Source organism: Paenibacillus sp. R-74696, from assembly GCF_055814915.1.
In genome coordinates this window covers 47,442-65,822 of record NZ_JBPULM010000026.1, presented here as the reverse complement: position 1 = coordinate 65,822, position 18,381 = coordinate 47,442, and the positions used below count along the sequence as shown (strand labels likewise).

Genomic DNA, 18,381 nt, shown 5'->3' with positions numbered 1-18,381 from the left:
AACCTCTTCTCGTTGAAATTCTATTAAGTAGTTTATCATTTTTATGTGAGATTTTCGACATATAATGACAGGCCAGCCGAATATTTTCTTTGCTTCGGTTCGGTCAGGCATTGCTCCAATTCGAGAGGGACATTATACTGAATGCAGCATTTTGATTAGAGGAAAGCCAGGTGTACGGATGCCTAAAGTAAATTTATTTTCCAAAATCGTTGGGTTGTTCATTATTATGCTGCTGCCGATCATAGGACTGTACTCCTATTCCAATCATATTAGTACAGAAGTTCTAGATTCCGAGCTAAACCGCTCGAATACAAATCAGCTCGTTTTTTTTCAAAATCAGGTCAATTCCTCGATTGATCTGCTGGGGCTATGGCCAAATTTGCTCATTCAAGACCCGGATATTGCGAATTTGCGCGACTATTACATTGAACTGGATAATCTTGATCTTCCTGCTATTACGATGGTCAAGCGCATTCAGACTAAGCTGAGCATTCAGGAAAGCTCCTCCAATTGGAAAAGCAATCTGGCGATTTATTCGCCTACGCTGGCACGCGTCATCACGGTGAATGATGCCGTGCCCTATAATAAAGAGACGCTGGCCGCCCGTCTGAAACACGGCTGGCAGGTAAAGCCGCTTGGCGATGAGGGCTTCCGTTTCTCGCTGATGACGGCGCTGCCCTATAATAATTTATCCCAGGCTACAGATACGGGACTGCTCATCGAGGTCAGCTTTGACAGCTCGAATATTCAGGGCATGCTTGATCAGTTCAAGCGCGATGGCAGGCGTGATCCTTTTTATTACAATGAAGAATGGGGCACGATATACAATCGTACCGCTGACCAGCAGCTTGGCAATCGGCTCATCGCCCAATTGGATGAGAGCGGCTCTCTGACCAGTGGCAGTCATACCGTTAAAGTAAATGAGGAGCGCTATCTGGTCAATATTGTCCGTTCGGAAACGATAGGCTGGGATTTGATTGATTATATCCCCTTATCGGATGTGCTCCAGCCGATCAACCAAACGAACCGTTTATTTTATTATTCGGTTGGTTTGCTGCTATTGATGAGCTGTTTGATCGCGTATATGCTTTATGCGCAGGTACAGGTGCCGATAAAGCAGCTCGTTGTCAGCTTCCAGAAGCTGAAAAACGGCGATTACGGCGTCCGGCTTACACCGAAAGGGCGCGGCAACAATGAATTCAAGTTTGTGTTTATCCGTTTTAATCTAATGGTTCAGCAAATTCAAGATTTGTTCGAAAATGTTTATTTGGAAAAAATTCATGTGCGCGAAGCGAGGCTCAAGCAGCTGCAATCGCAAATCAATCCGCATTTTTTCTATAACTGCTTTTCCTTTATTTCGAGCATGGCGAAGCTGGAAAACTATCAGTCAGTCATTGCGATGAGTCAGAACCTATCGAATTACTACCGCTATACGACCCGGCAGGAGCGGGATTTGGTCGATGCGCGGGAGGAAATCGATTTTGTCCGCAATTACTTGGATATTCAGCAGATGCGAATGAGTCGGCTGTCTTATGAGCTGGACATTCCGGAGCATTTGCTGCGTTTTCAAATTCCGCCGCTCGTCATTCAGCCATTGGTGGAAAATGCGGTCATCCATGGCATCGAGCAATCCCCAAATGCAGGGCGTATTCGCATATCGGGTGAATTTGACGGCGAGTTTGCTGCCATTACGGTGGAGGATGATGGCGTAGGGCTTGACCCTGAACGGCTGTTTTCCTTGCAGTATCAATTGACGCGGCCCATGGAGCAGGAGATGGGCTGCGGCCTTTGGAACGTCCATCAGCGCTTGCATTTGCGTTTTGGAGCATGCTCAGGCATCGTGCTGTCGCCTTCGACGCTAGGCGGCTTGAAGGTGCAGATTCGCTGGAATGTGACCCGCGAGAAACAGATCGAACAGACAACGACAGGAAAGGGGCATCCTAATGATTGAATTGCTGCTTGTAGATGATGAGGCCTATGTGACGCTGAGCTTAGAGAAGACCATTCCGTGGGATGAGCTTGGCGTCAGCAAGGTGTACCGGGCCGAGTCTGCTGCCGAGGCGCTGGCTATTATGGAGGCGGGTGACATTGATATTTTGGTCACCGACATTCGTATGCCGGGGATGGACGGCTTGCAGCTGATCGAGCAGGCGAAGAAGCTTTGGCCGGATTTGCGCTGTATTTTAATGACCGGCTACTCGGATTTCCAATATGCGAAAAAAGCGCTGCAGCTTCAGGCGTCGGATTATATTTTGAAGCCGGTGGACGATAAGGAATTTGTGCGCAGCCTGATGAATACGATCGAGGAGCTGAAGGTGGAGTGGGAGCAGGCGGAGCAATACCATCAGCTCGTGTACAATATGAAATCGGAATATGGGCTGCTGCGCCGGAATTTGCTGCATGATCTGCTGCTGGGTCGCCAGCTGTCAGATACGACGATTGGCGCAAAGCTGGCGCAATATGAAATTCCGCTGCGGCTAGATGCTCCTTCGGTCATTTTGCTGATTCAATACAGCAATCCTTATGATGAAAGCAATCGCAGCAGCATGGAGCTGATGGAATATGCGGTCGGCAATATTGGCGAGGAAGTGTTCGCCGAGCATATGAACGTATGGTATGGCAAAGCGCCGCATAATTGCCTCATCTTCGTTGCGCAGCCAAATGAGGAGCAGCAGCGGCTGCTGGAATTTTCGCCGGATTACAAAGGACAGCGGAGGGCGATGCTGGAGCAGGCGGTGGACGTCTTTAGGCGGCAAATCTCCCATTTTCTCCGATCGGAAGTATCGCTTATTATTTCCGACTGGTTCTCCTTTCCGAGTGGCATGGCGAATGCCTACCGGACAGGAATGAGCGTCTATTTGTCGAGCGCAATTCATGAATCGGGCATTGCCGTCTACTTGGAAAATCATCAGGCGGAGCCGGAGACGCGAGTGAATCTGATGGAGGCGCTGTATAAGCCGCCTACGCTTATTCATTTACTGGAGTCCAAACAATGGGACACGGCACTGCTCAAGATCGATGAGGTGTTTGGCAATTTGGAGCAGGTGAAGTTTTCGCGGGAGCATCTGTATGAGGTGTTTCTCTCCATTACGAATGCCTTTATGTATACGGCCCATAAACAGGGACAATTTATTTATGAGATCGATCACGCAGGCTTTGATATGCTGCTCGACCATACGGTTATTCATTCGCTGGACAAGCTGCGGAATTGGTCGACAGATATGCTGGAGCGGCTGCGCACGGAGCTGTCTAGCACCGAGGAATACGCCAAGAGCAGTCTGGTCAAGCAGGTGCAGGAGCTTGTGTCCGCAAGTCTTGGTCATGATACGTCGGTGAAGACGATTGCTGACAAGGTGTTTTTGCACCCCGTTTATTTGTCCAAAATTTATAAAGCACAGACTGGCGAGAGTATCAGTGACTATATTACCCGGATGCGGATGGAGCGGGCGCATTATTTGCTGAAGCAGACCAATAAGAAAATTTATGAGATTACGTCGGAGCTAGGTTATCAAAATCCGCAATATTTTAGCAAAATTTTCCGCAAGCATTACGGCATGACGCCACAGGAGTTCCGCGACCAATAGCGAATGGCGAACAGGTTGCCAAAGGTGCAGAAATGTTCGGTTATTGTCATATGACTTCCCCAGCAATGCTCCTATAATTAAGTCATAAACAATTGCACCACACAGTTGGAGGGGGAAAAACAAAAATGATTAGCGCTTACAAAAAGCAGCTGCTGCTCGTATTAAGCCTCATTCTCGTTGTCAGCCTGCTCGCAGCATGCGGCAAGGATAACACAGGCACGGGCGAGAGCACGAACGCAGGAGCTTCAACAGGAAATGAATATAAAGAGAAATATGATCCGCCTGTCACATTGACGACCGTATGGGGCGTAGCTCCTGAGGTGAAATATAAAAATGGTGAAACGATTGAGAACAATGTAGCGACAAAATGGGCCAAGGAGCAATTCGGCATCGAGATTAAATCGCTATGGTCGGTAACGGATACAAACAATGCTTTAGCTACAAAGCTGCGCCTGGCGATGTCTTCAGGACAGGATATGCCTGACGTGCTGGTTGTAGGCAATAATGATCCGCAGCTGGTTGCTGATTTGGTCGATTCCGGTTATTTCGGTGAAGCTGGTGACCTGTTTGACAAATACGCAAATGACACTTGGAAAAAAGCGATGGAGCTTGATCCTAACGTATGGAATCCCTATATTCGCGACGGCAAAAAAATGGGTATTCCCGTACTAGATTATGCTTATAACAACGATTACTTGCTTTGGATCCGCCAGGATTGGCTGGACAAGCTGAATATGAAGGTTCCAACTACGATTGCCGAGCTGGAAACCGTGATGGAAGCTTTCAAAAACAACAATCCGGACGGTTTGGCTCCGGATAAAGTAACGCCGCTTAGCATTGGCTTCAAAACGAAGCTGAGCAGTTGGATGGGCGACCCATCATGGATTTTTGGTGCTTATGGCGCGATGCCAGAGCAGTGGAATGTTGGAACTGACGGAAATCTTGAATATGGCTCTATTAATACAGGCATGAAGCAGGGCCTGGAGAAGCTTTCGGAGTGGAGCAAAAAAGGCTTTATTCCAAAAGAAGCTGCGCTATGGGATGAGAACAAGACGGCTGAGCCAGCAGTTGCAGGAACAGCGGGTATTATCCCTGGACCTTACTGGATGAGCGGCTGGCCGCTTGCCGATACAGCGAAAAACGTGCCAACAGCAAAATGGACACCGATCGCACTGCCAAAAGGTCCTGATGGCAAAGCAACAAGCCATGGCACGCCATTTTCCAGCGCTGTTATTTTGATCAACAAAGATATTAAGCATCCTGAGGCTTTGTTCACTTATGAGAACTGGATGTTTGACAACTTCGCAAACCCTGCGAAGGGCAGCTCGCTTGAGGTTGGTATGTTCAAAGGCTATGACTATGATGTTGATGCCAATGGCAACACGCTTTATCAAGATGATATCCCTGGAGGCTATATCAACATTGTTCGTTATTTCCTCGTTCGCGATGGAGCCCGTATTCCAGATGCGCAAATGACAGCTTTGCTGGCTTTGGCAGATGGCAAGGAGCCGGAGACGAAGCTGGAAAAAGATATTGCCAACAGCTTCGGCAAGCAAACGCCAGAGGCGGCGAAGGTGCTCATGTCCCAGAAGGATGTTGCGCTTATGAACATGTTTACTGGCCCTACAACGCCGACAATGAAGTCCAAAATGGATTATCTGAAAAAAATCGAGCTTCAAACGTTTAACGAAATTATTTACGGCACGAAGCCGATTGACGCATTCGATACGTTCGTTGCCAACTGGAAGAAATCCGGCGGCGAGCAAATTACGAAAGAAGTAAATGATTGGTATGCATCTGTAAAATAGTGCAAGTCAGCAAAGCAGTCTGCCCCCGGCAGGCTGCTTTTGTTTTTTTGAGAGGCTCCTGAGAAAAGTAGTTGCAATAGTGCCATCAATGTTGGTTCCGTCATGTGTTCAGGCGGTTTGGGCCGTTGCTATAATTGAAGTAATTCATACAAATGCGTTCAGGAGGATACTACAATATGAGGCAGCTAAAGCGCCACTGGCCGTTCCATCTCATGATTTTGCCATCTCTTGTTTTTCTGATTTTGTTCAGCTATTTGCCAATGGCCGGCATTGTCATGGCCTTCCAAGACTTTAAGCCCCGGCTGGGCATTACAGGCTCGGAATGGATCGGTCTCGATAATTTTCGCTATATGTTCGAGCGGGAGGACAGCTTGGAGGTTATTTGGAACACGCTGGTCATTGCGGTTTTGAAAATTATTTTTAACCTCGCAGCTCCATTCATCTTTGCTCTTTTCTTAAATGAGGTGCGCAAGGAGCTTTTCAAGCGTTATGTGCAAACGATGGTTTATTTGCCCCACTTCCTGTCATGGGTCATACTGGGTGGTATTTTGATCGACATCCTGTCTAGCGATGGCGGTTTTGTAAACCGGCTTCTGGGCATGGTCGGGATCGGGCCTATCTTCTTCCTTGGAGAAGGCAACTGGTTCCGCTTTACGGTTATTGTTTCCGAGGTGTGGAAAGAGTTCGGATACGGAACCATTGTCTTTCTGGCAGCTCTATCGAACATTAACCCCTCGCTGTACGAGGCAGCTGAAGTGGACGGCGCAAGCCGCTGGAAGCAGACGCTTCACATTACGATGCCTTCGATGGTACCGATGGCGATTGTTGTAGGTACACTGGCACTCGGCAACATTTTGAATGCGGGCTTTGACCAAATTTTCAACCTTTATAATCCGCTTGTCTACGATAAAGGCGACATTATTGATACGTTCGTTTATCGCACAGCGATTATCAGCGGGGAAATGGGCTTTGGAACAGCGGTCGGATTATTCAAATCCATTATTAGCATGATCTTGATATTCGTCTCATACCGCATGGCTTATAAATTGGCAAACTATCGAATTTTCTAAGAATGGAGCGAGCCTAGAATGTATCATAAAACACTGTCATATCGCATATTTTCAATACTCAATAATACAGGGCTGCTGTTTATCTCGCTCCTGTGCATTATCCCGCTTGTTCATGTACTGGCGATTTCATTCAGCGCGAAGTCCGCGGCCGATGCCAATATCGTTAATTTGTGGCCAGTAGATTTCACTTTGGAGGCTTATCGCAAAACGATCGACAACCCGATCTTTCTAAACTCGATCTGGATATCGATCATGCGGACCTCCATTGGTACGGCGCTTACGCTGCTGCTGGCTTTTATGGCAGCCTACCCGCTTTCCAGAGAAAGCACGAGCTTTAAGGCACGTTCGTACTACTCCTGGATTTTCGTCTTCGCGATGGTCTTTAATGGCGGGCTTGTTCCCTTCTATATGATGATCCAGAATTTGAACCTGATGGGCTCCTTCTGGGCACTGGTGCTTCCCGGAGCGGTTAATATTTATTTAACGATCCTGATGATGAACTTCTTCCGGGGCATTCCGAAGGAGCTGGAGGAGGCGGCGATGATCGATGGAGCAGGGCACTTCCGGGTGCTGTTCACGATCTTCCTGCCCGTATCGAAGCCAGCAATTGCAACGCTCAGTTTGTTCAGCATCGTGTTCCACTGGAATTCATGGTTCGACGGCCTGCTATACACAGAGGGTGTTCACCAATATCCACTGGCGACCTTTCTGCAAACGGTCATTATTTCGCGCGACATGAGCTCGATGAGCCTTGATCCGGTATCACTTGCCTTGATCTCGCAAAAGACGGTTAGTGCAGCACAAATTTTTATCGGTGCGCTGCCTGTCCTGATTATTTATCCGTTTCTGCAAAAGTTTTTCGTTAAGGGCCTCGTCGTAGGCTCGGTAAAAGAATAGCGTGACCAAGGCGATCTTGCGGGTTTTAGAAGATGTACAGGAGGCTGCTTTCCGGAAACGGAGAGCAGCCTTTTTTTGAAATATAGGAAAGTATATCGTAACGCCATCCTTTCTCTATATTTCTACGCGAAACGGAAGCTTTGCCGCCAGAGGACGGCTTCAGCCGTTTCCGCTTGCTTCTATATTTTACTGAGCCGTTAAAATCAGCGGTCCGTCTTGCGTGACTGCGATCGTATGCTCATATTGCGCTGACAGCTTGCCGTCGGCCGTTCTCGCCGTCCACCGATCCTCATCGATCTTGATGCGGAACGTTCCTTCGTTGATCATCGGTTCAATCGTAAACACCATGCCTTCCTTTAACCGAATGCCTTTACCGGCTACGCCGATATGCTCGTAGCTCGGCTCCTCGTGCAGGCTCCGCCCGATCCCGTGCGCCAGCAGATCGCGTACGACCGAAAACCCATTCGCTTCCGCATGCTGTTGAATCGCCGACGTTATGTCGCCGAGCCGGCCCCCAGGGAGCGCCCGGGCTATCCCCAGGTCCAAGCATTCCTTTGCCACCTTCATTATTTTTTGCGCCTCGGGCCTGATATTGCCCACCGCATAGCACCAGCACGAATCGCCGAACCATCCGCCGTATTCCACGACGATGTCGAGCTTCAGCAAGTCGCCGTCCATAAGCACCTGGCTCGAAGGAATGCCGTGGGCCACCACATCGTTGACCGAAATGCAGGTTTCGGCGGGGTAACCGTTATACCCTTTCGTAAACTGCTTGCCGCCCAGCTTGGTGATGTGTCTGGCAACAAAGTCATTGATTTCCCGGGTGGTGATCCCAGGCTCGATTAGCTTGGCCACCTCGCGGTAGCAGGCCGCAACGATTTGGCTCGCCGGCTTCATCTCTTCGATTTCTCTAGGTGATTTTAAAATGATCATCTTTGTTTATTCGCTCCTTATCCATTCTATAATTTTAAAAACCGGACGATATCCCTCGCCTCCTCGTGCAGCTTTCCGCGGCGAAGCGAAAGTGAGGCGCAGCCGACCAAGGCGGCCAGCAGCATTTCCGCGTGCTGTAGCCCATAAGGCGGCTCCGCTGCGTTCCCAGCAGAAGTGGCAGCCCCGTCCGTCGCACGCCCAGTTTCCAGCAGCGCGGCCAGCGGCGCGAGCACCTCCCGGCGAAAGGCGGCCGAGAGCGTGGCCGAGCGCGCTTCAGGCATCGAGGCAAAGCCCTCACCGGCCAGCTTATACAGCAGGTAATGGGCGTGGTCCTCCGCCCAAAGCTGCAGCAGCCGAACACTGGCGGCGGCGACAGGGCCAGGCTCTGTGGCAGCGGCCGTTTCGTGGCTGCCGCTTCGGGAATCCGCGGCAGCCGAATTCCTGGTGTCCGCCGCAGCAGCCAAGCCTAAACGCCCGCCCGCCGGCGCCTCCTCCAAAGTCGAAGCGCGAGGAAGCTCCAGCGAAGCCTCTAGCGGCGTCTCGAGCCATCCCCCGGCCCGTTCCAATGCGTCCCATAGCAGATCTTGGAGCAAATCGCCCTTATTGCTGTAATAATGGTATACCGTGCCATAGCCGAGTCCTGCCTGCGCGGCCACATCGCGGATTTCCAGTAAAGGCCCTTTGTTCAAAAACACATCGGCAGCAGCACTCCGGATTTGCGCCAGACGCCGCAGCCGGATCTCATCGTTTTGTTCCTTCGTGCGTGGAGTCATCTCGTCCGACCACCTCTTTTATTTTTGACATTCTATTATGTCAATATAAAACATCGGCTTGCGAATAACAAGCGATTAGCTGGAATTCTTGTTAAATCCCCGTGATGGGGCTTAAGCACGTTATTTCAGAATTTTTCTACTAGTTCGTTTTTAAAGCGTCTGCTTGCGCAGGTATTGCTTATGAAAACCCTATGAATGATAGCGCTCCCAATATTCGGAATGTGCGGCGTCAAACAGGTTGTATAAAATGCTGGAATGTTGCTTTTGGTATGTATATCGCTTTTCATAAAATCGCTTACAATTAGAAGAAGCATGGAGAAACAATATAATCAAGGGAGAGGTTTACATGAAAAAGGGGAAAGGGTACATCAGCCTCGTGCTGGTCGTAGCGCTTTTTATGACGCAAATGGCCTGGCCGCAAGCAGCCGTAAAGGCAGCAGCAGCAAATTTGGCGCTTGGCAAAATCGTTACAGCAAGCCAAGAATATATAGATCCACAGTGGGGCCAGCCGAAGGAAAACGCGGTTGATGGCAATCCGGATACAGCATGGAGCGCAGCAAGCGCTGTTAATCCGACACACTGGCTCAAGGTGGATTTGGGCAGCGAATTTGATCTTTCTGGTGTGGAAATCACTTGGAAGGATGATGAAATCGTCAAGTATATCGTAGAGGTATCGCCGGACGATACGAACTGGACGATCGCTGCCGATAAATCCGCTAACGCGGCAAAGCAGCAGACGGCAAGCCTTGCTTTCGAGGCGGACAGCATGCGTTATGTGCGCGTCACGATTTCCTTTTATGCGGGAAGCGGCTGGTGGCCGGGTATTAAAGAAGTAAAGGTAGGAGAGAAGGAAATTGTTAAAAATCCAGCGGACATTACCGGCTATGACGCGGTAAATTTAGAAACCTACAGCGGAACCGCTCCGAGCCTTCCGGCACAGGTGAATGCCGCTTATGCGGATGGCAGCTTTGGGCTGGTCGATGTGGCATGGGACGCTATTGACCCACAGAGCTATACGGGTGCAGGCAGCTTTGAAGTAGCAGGAACGGTAGCGGGCGCAACCTTGCAGCCGAAAGCGTCAGTAACGGTGCTTGGCTACCGCGATGATTTTATTCGCGGGGTTGATATTTCGACGCTGACCGCGATTGAGGACAACGGCGGCAAATATTACGACAGCAATGGGGTGGAGCGCGACCTGCTGGACATTCTCAAAGACCGCGGCGTCAACTACGTGCGGCTGCGGGTATGGAATGATCCGCAAAACTCAGGCGGCTACAATGATAAGGCTGATGTGCTGAGACTCGCCAAGCGAGTAAAGGCGAAGGGGCTTAAGCTGCTCGTCGATTTCCACTATTCGGATGACTGGGCGCATCCGGGCCAGCAGGTTCGCCCTGCGGCATGGAAAAACCTGACGATGCCTGAGCTGGGCCAGGCGGTATATGACTACACGTATGAGGTCATTTCCGAATTGCAGGCGGAAAATGCGATGCCTGACATGGTGCAGATTGGTAATGAAATTAACAGTGGTGTGCTCACGGGCAAAGGCGGTTCGGTTAATTTTGACGATCAGTCGCTGCTGCTGAACAGTGGTTCATCCGCTGTCCGCGCGATACCTGGCGGCGATGATGTGCAAATTATGATTCATCTTGCTGAAGGCGGAAAAAATGCGACCTTCCGCTATTTCTTTGACGGGATCAACGGTAGAGTCGATTACGATATTATCGGATTATCTTATTATCCGTTCTGGCATGGTACGCTGGAAGCAGTGAAAATCAACATGGACGATATGGCATTGCGTTACGGCAAAGAAGTGGTTATTGCTGAAACCTCATATCCGTTCTCTTATAAAAATGGCGATGCCCATGAAAATATTATCAGCTCCGACCAAAAGCTGAAAACAGGCGGGGCAACATGGGACGCAACCGTTCAAGGTCAATATGACGCGATTCAAACGATTATGGATTTGATCTCCAATGTGGAGAATAACAAGGGAGCTGGATTTTTCTATTGGGAGCCGGCATGGATTCCATCGAATGTAGGCTGGATTGCGTCTGAGGGCGACGCATGGGAAAATCATGCGATGTTTGATTATGATGAATATCCAGCTAACGGCGGATATGCATACAAGGGCTATGCGCTGGATTCCTTGAACGTGTATAAGCATGGCTTAACGGCAGCTCCGGCAGATCGTCAGCATTTGGCGGCAGCAATTGCTGAAGCCAAGTCGCTCGTCGAGGAGGATTTTACGCCGCAGAGCTGGCCGCAGCTTGCACCTGCTATCAATCAGGCGCAGCTCGTTCATGATCAAGCGTATACGGCTCAAGGCGTAACGCAAGCTGAAGTGGACGCGGCTGAGGCACAGCTGGCGTCCGTAGTCGCTGGGCTTGAAGTGATAGCGGCGGATAAAGCGGCGCTGACACAGCTGATTGCTGATGCCGAAACGAAGCAAGAGGCGGACTGGTCAGTAAAAAGCTGGCAGGCGCTGCAAAATGCGCTTGCTGTCGCACGGACGGCGTCTGGTGATGCAAGAGCAACACAAACGATCGTCAATCAGGCGGTTGCCGGCTTGCAGGCAGCGCTGAATGGTTTGTCTAACGTGGATAAAGGCACACTGGTCACTACCATCGTATCGGCTGAGCAGCTCGACGGCGCGGAATATTATGCGGCCGGATGGGCATTGCTGCAAGCTGCATTAGGGAATGCGAAGGCGGTAAACAGCGATGGCCAGGCCGTTCAAACGGCGGTTGTGGCTGCGACGGAAGCACTTGCTGCAGCGATTCAAGAGCTTAAACCATTGCAGGATATCGCAGCGTTTAAAGCAGCGACTTCTTCCAGCAACGCAGGTAGCGGCGGCGGCAAGACCAATGCTCCAGAAGGTGCAGTCGATCAAAATGAAGGCACATCATGGGGTACAGATAAAGGAGTGGACAGCTGGTGGATGGTCGATCTGGGCCAAGCCTCGCTGGTAAAAAAAGTAGTGCTCAACAAATGGGCGGGAGTTGTCCATTACAAGGTGGAAATTTCCGATGATGGTGTAACGTTCCGCACCGCAGCGGATACGAAAACGCTGGCGATGCCTTCAGACAGCCACAAGCTGACGGATAACAACACGGGCCGATATCTCAAGCTGACGATTACTGAGGGTCAAGGCTGGGTCGGCATGATGGACTTCAAGGCATTCGGGCTTGCTCTGGCCGATAAGGCCGAGCTGCATGCTGCAGTCGCTGAAGCGGCTGGCTTGACGCAAAGCGAATACACGTCGGCAAGCTGGTCTGTGCTTGCTGAAGCATTGGCTGCTGCGCAGCGGGTAAGCGCGGATCAGGAAGCCGATCAGGCGCAGGTAGCTGCAAGCGCAGCAGCAGTGACAGCTGCGGTTGCAGAGCTGGAAGTGGCGACGGAACCAGAGGTGCCGACGCCAACACCGACACCAACGCCAGGGGAGCCGACACCGACGGTACCTCCGGTGACACCATCGCCAGAGATACCGACACCGACAGCATCTCCGGTGTCGCCAACACCAGGGACGCCGGCGCCAACGGCATCTCCGGCGTCAACACCGGGCACCTCGTCGGGGTCGGGTACTGGGGCGGCTAGCCCACAACCAACAGCAGCGCCATCGGCTGCTGTGATTACGATCGCAAGCGGCGTGCCGGATGCTTCCGGCAAGCTGGTCGCGACTGTCACCGCCAGCGAGCTGGGCAAGGCGGCGACGCAGGCAAGCGGGAACGACGTCACGATTCGCGTCGTTCCAGCAGCTGCAGCACAGCAGGCAGTCGTACAGCTGCCAGCGGCTGCAATTAAAGAGCTGACCGATCACAACGTTCCGGTGCTGCATGTATGGCTGGGCGGCGTACGCATCAGCGTCTCCGTCGAAGCCCTTGCCGGAGCAGCGGCGCAAAACACCGCTGCAACGCTGGCCTTCACAGCCGAGAAAGTAGACTCGGCTGCCCTTACAGCTGAGGAGCGCGCGCAAGTTGGCGCGAATCAGGTTTATGATTTGACGCTTGTCCATGATGGCAAGCAGATCGCATGGAGTGAAGGGCAAGTTGAAGTATCCTTGCCCTATACACTGAAAGCAGGCGAGCAGCCGCATCAGGCAGTCGTTTATTATTTGAACAGCAACGGCACTGTAGAAGCCGTCCATAGCGGTGTGTACCGCGAGTCGGAGCAAGTGATCGTATTCAAGGCGGCGCATTTCAGTCGTTATGCAGCGGCTTATGCAAATGTTTCGTTTGACGATATCGCGCAGTATCCATGGGCGAAGATTGCAATTGAAGGCCTTGCGGCCAAAGGCATCGTTCAAGGTACAGCGGCAGGCAAATTCCAGCCTGCCGGCAGCGTAACCCGGACGCAATTTGTGCATATGCTCGTTCAGGCCTTCGGCCTTAAGAGCACAGACGGCGCTACAACGAAGCTGAGTGACATCAAGGCTGGCAGCTGGTATGAGCAGTCAGTTCTTGCCGCAGAGCAGAACGGCATTATTAATGGCAGAGCGGATGGCTCCTTCGGCATCCATGCTTCCATTACACGTGAAGAAATGGCGGTTATGCTGTACCGCGCTGCGAAGCAAAGCGGATTCGCAGCTGATGCAGGAGCAGCGCAGCCTGCGAATGCATCCTCCTCATTCACAGATGCCGAGCAAATCTCCGATTATGCGCAGGAAGCAGTAGCTGCGATCAAGCAGCTTGGGCTGATTTCCGGCATGGGCAATGGTGCTTTCGCGCCACAGGCGACGGCAACTCGGGCACAATCGGCAGTCGTAATTTCCAAGGTGCTTTCCGTATTATACGAATAACATCAAAGCCTGCTAGGCAGTAAATGAAGACGGTGTTCCAGGTCGATAGCGACCGGAACACCGTCTTTTTTGTCAGTCACTTGAACGAAAGCGAAGCCTGTTCAATTAATTTAGATTCAAAAAACCCGAGCCGCTTGCGGAAACAAGCGGCTCGGGTTTTAAGTTTTTGCAAAACAGTTGATATCTGTGTTGCATTTACAATCCAATTAGTCAAGAACAGCCGTAATATGCTCGGATGTGATCGCCCAGTGTGTAGCGCTCCAAACCTTCTCTTGGTTTTGGATGAAAATAATTTGCGGCGACTCGTGCTTAACCGACGTGTCTTCAGCGATTTTGTTCGATACAGGGCGGGATTCGATGACCTTTACAAGGACATAATCGGTATCCTGACGCGGATTAGCTTCCAGATAAGTTGTAAATTCGCGGTGCGCGTTCGCGCTGACTGGGCAAGTTGTACTATGTTTGAAAACAACCAGAGCACGATCCTTGGAGCCCTCCAAAGCGGCATCCCATTGCTCTGCTGAATCTATTTCACGATATTGTGTCATTGTTAACGCTCCTTTTGTCTGTTAATCAATAATTGATATTAGCTTACTTCCCTTTATTGTACCCTTCTCGGAGCAAAAAGTCATCTTGCCTTTTATTTGGACGAGAGCCAAACAGAAGGATTGACCTATTTTCCATGCCTTATAGTTTTGGGTAACATATTAATATATAGAAATGTTAGAACGAACTGAGGATGGCTGGACAAAAGACTATGCTTCAAATAAAAAGAGAAATCCATTGTTTTTAAACATGTTGGACTTCTCTTTACATTTATATTTAATGAAACTAGTTGAATGTTGGATCTGTGTAAACGCCTGACATACCAAGTCCATCAAATACACGACTGTACTTAGAGAATGTTAGATAAGCAGTGCTGGAAGGTGTTTCTTTGTATCTTCCGCCAAACACGCCTTCAATTCGCGCATAGTTTTTTGTGCCTTTGTATGCTAAGGAATATACCAAACCACCGCTATCGCCATTTATCAGAGAAGTGTTATTTTCAGTTAAGACCATGTCAGTTGGCCCCTGAAGTAAGTCATATCCTACTATCTGCACCCTCAGTTTACCATAGCTATCTCCTCCACCAGATCGAGCATGAATATATATATAATCACCTACTTCACGGTGAACACCGGAGTAGTCCGTTGCTCCGATTGTCATGGTGTTGCCATTAAGATAGTAACTTGGGGTTACTCCGCTAGCATATTCAATGTAACCAGCATCGAATAATGAGTTGTCTGAAAAAACAGCATTGCTCATTTTACCGATAGCAGTATTTCCATCTGACAGATCATACCAAGTACGGTTCCCACAGTGTCCGGCTGTTACGCCAACATCTTTAGAGTTGGCTCTTCCATTAAATGAGAGAGAGCATACTCCCGTACTCTGGGTAGACTGCATGTCAATTTGTTCACCAGGGTACAAATGATAGGCTAATGGCTCATATACAGCGCTTTCCTTGTTTACTTTCCAGTGAATAATGTTAGAGTCTATTTCTTCATCCAAAGCAACTTTTTGTGTTTCTTCAAGGGTATTAGTAGTAATAGCAATAATTTGGTTGTTTTCTATATCTAAACCAACACCTTGAAGATTCATTATTTTAGCCGAACTGGAAAGCTGTTTTTTTGCAGCCTCTAATTGATTCTCTGAATATCTTACTTTTTTTAAAATAAAAGAATCAGGGTAATTACTGATTTCTTTTATTACCCTTTCTAATTCCGGAGTGACCTCTTTCAAAAGGAAGTACTTTTGCCCTTCAACAGAAGTGTAGGTTCCACCATAAATTTCACTATAGTGATTTTGTAAATATACAGCTATTAATCCATGATCTTCATCCCTTTGTGTCTTCTCAGCATTACTCTCTTCAAATGGAATATGCGATGTTATAGCATTCAATGGAGGAGGACCAAGATTAATTTTAATATCTCCAGTTAAGTTTTCTTCTTTAACGGTGTCAAATAGTTTTTCGTCTGTTGCAGAATAAACTGTGCCTGTTAATAATACTAATGCTAGTATACATAATAGGTATACGGTTAAACTTCGCTTCATTTTCCTGTCTCCTTCAAATTTATATTCAATTTCTTAATTGTATCTTTCAACTTTTTGAGCAATAGCATGTGGTGGAGAAGAAAATGTCATGTAAGGAGCAGTAACTTTAACACGTTCTCCCAATACAAGTTCATCAAATAATTTTTTATCTTCTATTACATAATAGATTACATCATTTAGATCATCATTTTCCAAAAATTCTGAAAGTGTTCTATTAGATGCCTCCTTCTTGGTAATGTTCTGTACAACGGCTATCGTATTAGATTTATTCACATCTACTTTCTTTTCAAAAATATAATCCCCTTTTTCAGAATTTGCAGCACCACACCCAACAAGCAGAAGACAGAGTAGTAAGATTGTAAAGAAAAGTTTGGATCTCATCATGATCCCTCCTAGAGCAATTTCTCTAAAGATCATTTCCTCGTTTTGTACGCCAAAACAAACCAAATGTTGCTAAAAAAAGATATAAATGTGAAAATGGGGTAGGGCAGCAGACGAATAAACCCTTGCCAGAAATATGTCCTCAAAATCCAACAGACAAAATAAGGAGTTGATATTTAAAGATTAATATTCAAGTACATGAAAGGTATAACGATTTACTACTAGCATAATGACCCAGAACACAAAAGTAGATTCAAAGTAACTTTTATTTCTGATGCTACGTCTATAAATAATAAATACACTGTTACGAAGGAGTGGGTACACTGTGGTGTTAATGAAGTTTAGCAATACAGCGCTTATTAGGGCTGCTGCTGCCTTATCGGTTATTGTAGGAATATTATATTTGCCTTCGTTATTTCGTATTCCCTTACCAATTAGCTTAGGTCCTGAACTAGTAGAAGGACAAAGAGCAGCGGAATTATGGGCGTTATATGCTATTACAGGTGGCATTTTATTATTTATGAGCTCTTTTTTATTGAGATTATCAAAAACTCTGATTTTAAAACGTATAGTATTAAGTGTTCTATTACTTGCTACTGTATTGTTAATTTTAGCTCAGTTCATACCGCTTTTTTGGTGGATACTGGTTAGTATAACTGCCTTTTCTTGGTCTAATATACTCGGTTTTTCTCTGCATCTAATTCTGTTAGTTTTAGGTTTTTGGGGAGTTATAGTTAGTATTTACTCATTTGAACGTTTAAGATAAATGATATCAATTAATATTATAACCATAAGTTATGGTAATGAAAATTTAAAAGATGACCCCTTTTACTAAAGGGTCATCTTTTAAATGTTTCTTAGAACATTTACATCAAGGAGTATAAAACTTCTGTCCTTACTGACCGATATCCTCTAATTTCCAGTATAATCCGTTTGATTGAAAGTTTTCTGTCGCTACTTCAATAGCAAAAATATTTTCTTCTTGCTGCTTGATTTCTTTTAGCACATCGCTTGTAGATTGACCATCAATTTCAATGAATCCAGAAAGTTGAAGATTTTGCTCGGATAGGATAGAGTCCAGCACTTCTTGATTAAGACCGTTCAATGCGACAGTTACCCTTTCACCGCTATCATTGAAAGCGCGAGCATAAAAAACGGAAGAATCCAAGTTATACAGAGTAGCCAAGGAGTCTACTTCATCAAAGGTTAAAGCACTCTCAAATGTAATTGTGAAATCATACTCTTGTCCCGATAAAGTAGACGATAGTGTACGATTTGCATCACCAACATATTGAGCCAAATCATCTGGGGTTTGCAACTCGGTATATGTGTAATCTACTGCAGGATTGCTATCAATTGTGCCCAACTGAGCTACAATCTGTTGCTTTTCTTCCCAAGTTAGGAAAGCAGGTTTTGATAGAAAAGACATTGTATTTATTGTATTCCAGTAGTGGCCTCCAAGTGAGTCGGATGAGCCTGGAACAGTATTGTAATCTGTTCCCAAAAATGGAGCCATGCTCTGTGATGAATACGCTATCATGTATGCATTGGTTGTGCCTGATCTTGACCAAGATGCATAAAAATTATAATCTTGATAAGCTATAATATCATCTTTTCCACGAGCAACCACTTCAATCTCATCAACTTTACCGTCCCCATTGTCATCTTCGAAATCGAATTTAGGATTTGGTAAATTAGTAGAAGCTCCACCACCTGAGTCAAGAGAACTTCTGCCGTTATCTCTAAAATCAAAGGTAGGGTAATTTTTAGTTAAAGTTTGAAAATTGCTTACTTGTGTGGAAGACCACCAAAAATCAAGCTGGTTATAAGCAAGAGAAGAAGAAATTTTTTCTGCTTTAAAAGTACCGGAATAAGGTTTATCCCAATTTGTCGAATTGGTATTTGACCATGACGTGGAATCAGCGAATGCATTGGTGGAAAATAATAAACTGAAAGAAACTACTGAAACACTAATTTTTGATATCATTTTTTTACTAGTCATAATTGAACAGCTCACTCCCTTATTTTTATATCTATTACACTAAT

General features: G+C 47.6%; 13 protein-coding genes. 7 read left to right on the top strand and 6 right to left on the bottom strand.

From position 1 onward, the window contains the following. Window positions 1-178: 178 nt before the first annotated feature. From ACSR9A_RS09215 to ACSR9A_RS09195, 5 genes are all read left to right on the top strand, one after another. Window positions 179-1,951 (top strand): sensor histidine kinase, encoded by a 1,773-nt coding sequence (locus tag ACSR9A_RS09215; RefSeq protein ID WP_473756870.1) that lies wholly within the window; start codon window positions 179-181, stop codon window positions 1,949-1,951. Next, window positions 1,944-3,584 carry a response regulator gene (locus ACSR9A_RS09210; RefSeq protein WP_473756869.1) on the top strand — a complete coding sequence of 547 codons (1,641 nt, stop codon included), beginning with the start codon at window positions 1,944-1,946 and terminating at the stop codon, window positions 3,582-3,584. The genes ACSR9A_RS09215 and ACSR9A_RS09210 overlap by 8 nt, the downstream gene beginning before the upstream one ends. A 125-nt stretch (window positions 3,585-3,709) precedes the next feature. Continuing rightward, entirely contained in the window at window positions 3,710-5,392 is a 1,683-nt protein-coding gene (locus tag ACSR9A_RS09205; protein WP_473756868.1) for a type 2 periplasmic-binding domain-containing protein, read from the top strand. 176 nt (window positions 5,393-5,568) lie between these two features. Then, on the top strand, window positions 5,569-6,462 hold the full coding sequence (locus ACSR9A_RS09200) for an ABC transporter permease (RefSeq protein WP_473756867.1): 894 nt from the start codon (window positions 5,569-5,571) through the stop codon (window positions 6,460-6,462). 18 nt (window positions 6,463-6,480) lie between these two features. After that, on the top strand, window positions 6,481-7,359 hold the full coding sequence (locus ACSR9A_RS09195; RefSeq protein ID WP_046231688.1) for a carbohydrate ABC transporter permease: 879 nt from the start codon (window positions 6,481-6,483) through the stop codon (window positions 7,357-7,359). A gap of 186 nt (window positions 7,360-7,545) precedes the next feature. On the opposite strand, the gene map is transcribed toward ACSR9A_RS09195, so the two are convergent. Together map and ACSR9A_RS09185 are read right to left on the bottom strand one after the other, a co-directional pair. Next, entirely contained in the window at window positions 7,546-8,292 is a 747-nt protein-coding gene (gene map / locus ACSR9A_RS09190; RefSeq protein WP_473756866.1) for a type I methionyl aminopeptidase, read from the bottom strand. A 26-nt stretch (window positions 8,293-8,318) separates the two neighbouring features. After that, window positions 8,319-9,065: a TetR/AcrR family transcriptional regulator gene (locus ACSR9A_RS09185; RefSeq protein ID WP_473756865.1), complete on the bottom strand. Its 747-nt coding sequence runs from the start codon at window positions 9,063-9,065 to the stop codon at window positions 8,319-8,321. 346 nt (window positions 9,066-9,411) lie between these two features. On the opposite strand from ACSR9A_RS09185, the gene ACSR9A_RS09180 reads away from it, so the two are divergent. Further along, the gene (locus ACSR9A_RS09180; RefSeq protein WP_473756864.1) at window positions 9,412-13,860 is read left to right on the top strand and encodes a glycosyl hydrolase 53 family protein; all 4,449 of its coding nucleotides are present in this window, start codon (window positions 9,412-9,414) and stop codon (window positions 13,858-13,860) included. Between the two features lie 206 nt (window positions 13,861-14,066). Here the strand turns inward: ACSR9A_RS09180 and ytxJ are convergent, their stop codons facing one another. The 3 genes from ytxJ to ACSR9A_RS09165 all read right to left on the bottom strand — a co-directional run bounded on the left by ytxJ (window position 14,067) and on the right by ACSR9A_RS09165 (window position 16,338). Further along, window positions 14,067-14,408 carry a bacillithiol system redox-active protein YtxJ gene (ytxJ, locus tag ACSR9A_RS09175; RefSeq protein ID WP_341280672.1) on the bottom strand — a complete coding sequence of 114 codons (342 nt, stop codon included), beginning with the start codon at window positions 14,406-14,408 and terminating at the stop codon, window positions 14,067-14,069. 283 nt (window positions 14,409-14,691) lie between these two features. Beyond that, complete coding sequence (locus tag ACSR9A_RS09170; RefSeq protein ID WP_473756863.1) at window positions 14,692-15,954, bottom strand: chymotrypsin family serine protease; 1,263 nt, start codon at window positions 15,952-15,954, stop codon at window positions 14,692-14,694. A 33-nt stretch (window positions 15,955-15,987) separates the two neighbouring features. Then, complete coding sequence (locus ACSR9A_RS09165; protein WP_473756862.1) at window positions 15,988-16,338, bottom strand: DUF3221 domain-containing protein; 351 nt, start codon at window positions 16,336-16,338, stop codon at window positions 15,988-15,990. 322 nt (window positions 16,339-16,660) lie between these two features. Here ACSR9A_RS09165 and ACSR9A_RS09160 point away from each other — a divergent pair, with 322 nt between their 5' ends. Continuing rightward, complete coding sequence (locus ACSR9A_RS09160; RefSeq protein WP_473756861.1) at window positions 16,661-17,101, top strand: hypothetical protein; 441 nt, start codon at window positions 16,661-16,663, stop codon at window positions 17,099-17,101. Between the two features lie 129 nt (window positions 17,102-17,230). Here ACSR9A_RS09160 and ACSR9A_RS09155 read toward each other — a convergent pair whose 3' ends face one another. Then, on the bottom strand, window positions 17,231-18,337 hold the full coding sequence (locus tag ACSR9A_RS09155) for a hypothetical protein (protein ID WP_473756860.1): 1,107 nt from the start codon (window positions 18,335-18,337) through the stop codon (window positions 17,231-17,233). Window positions 18,338-18,381 lie beyond the last annotated feature (44 nt).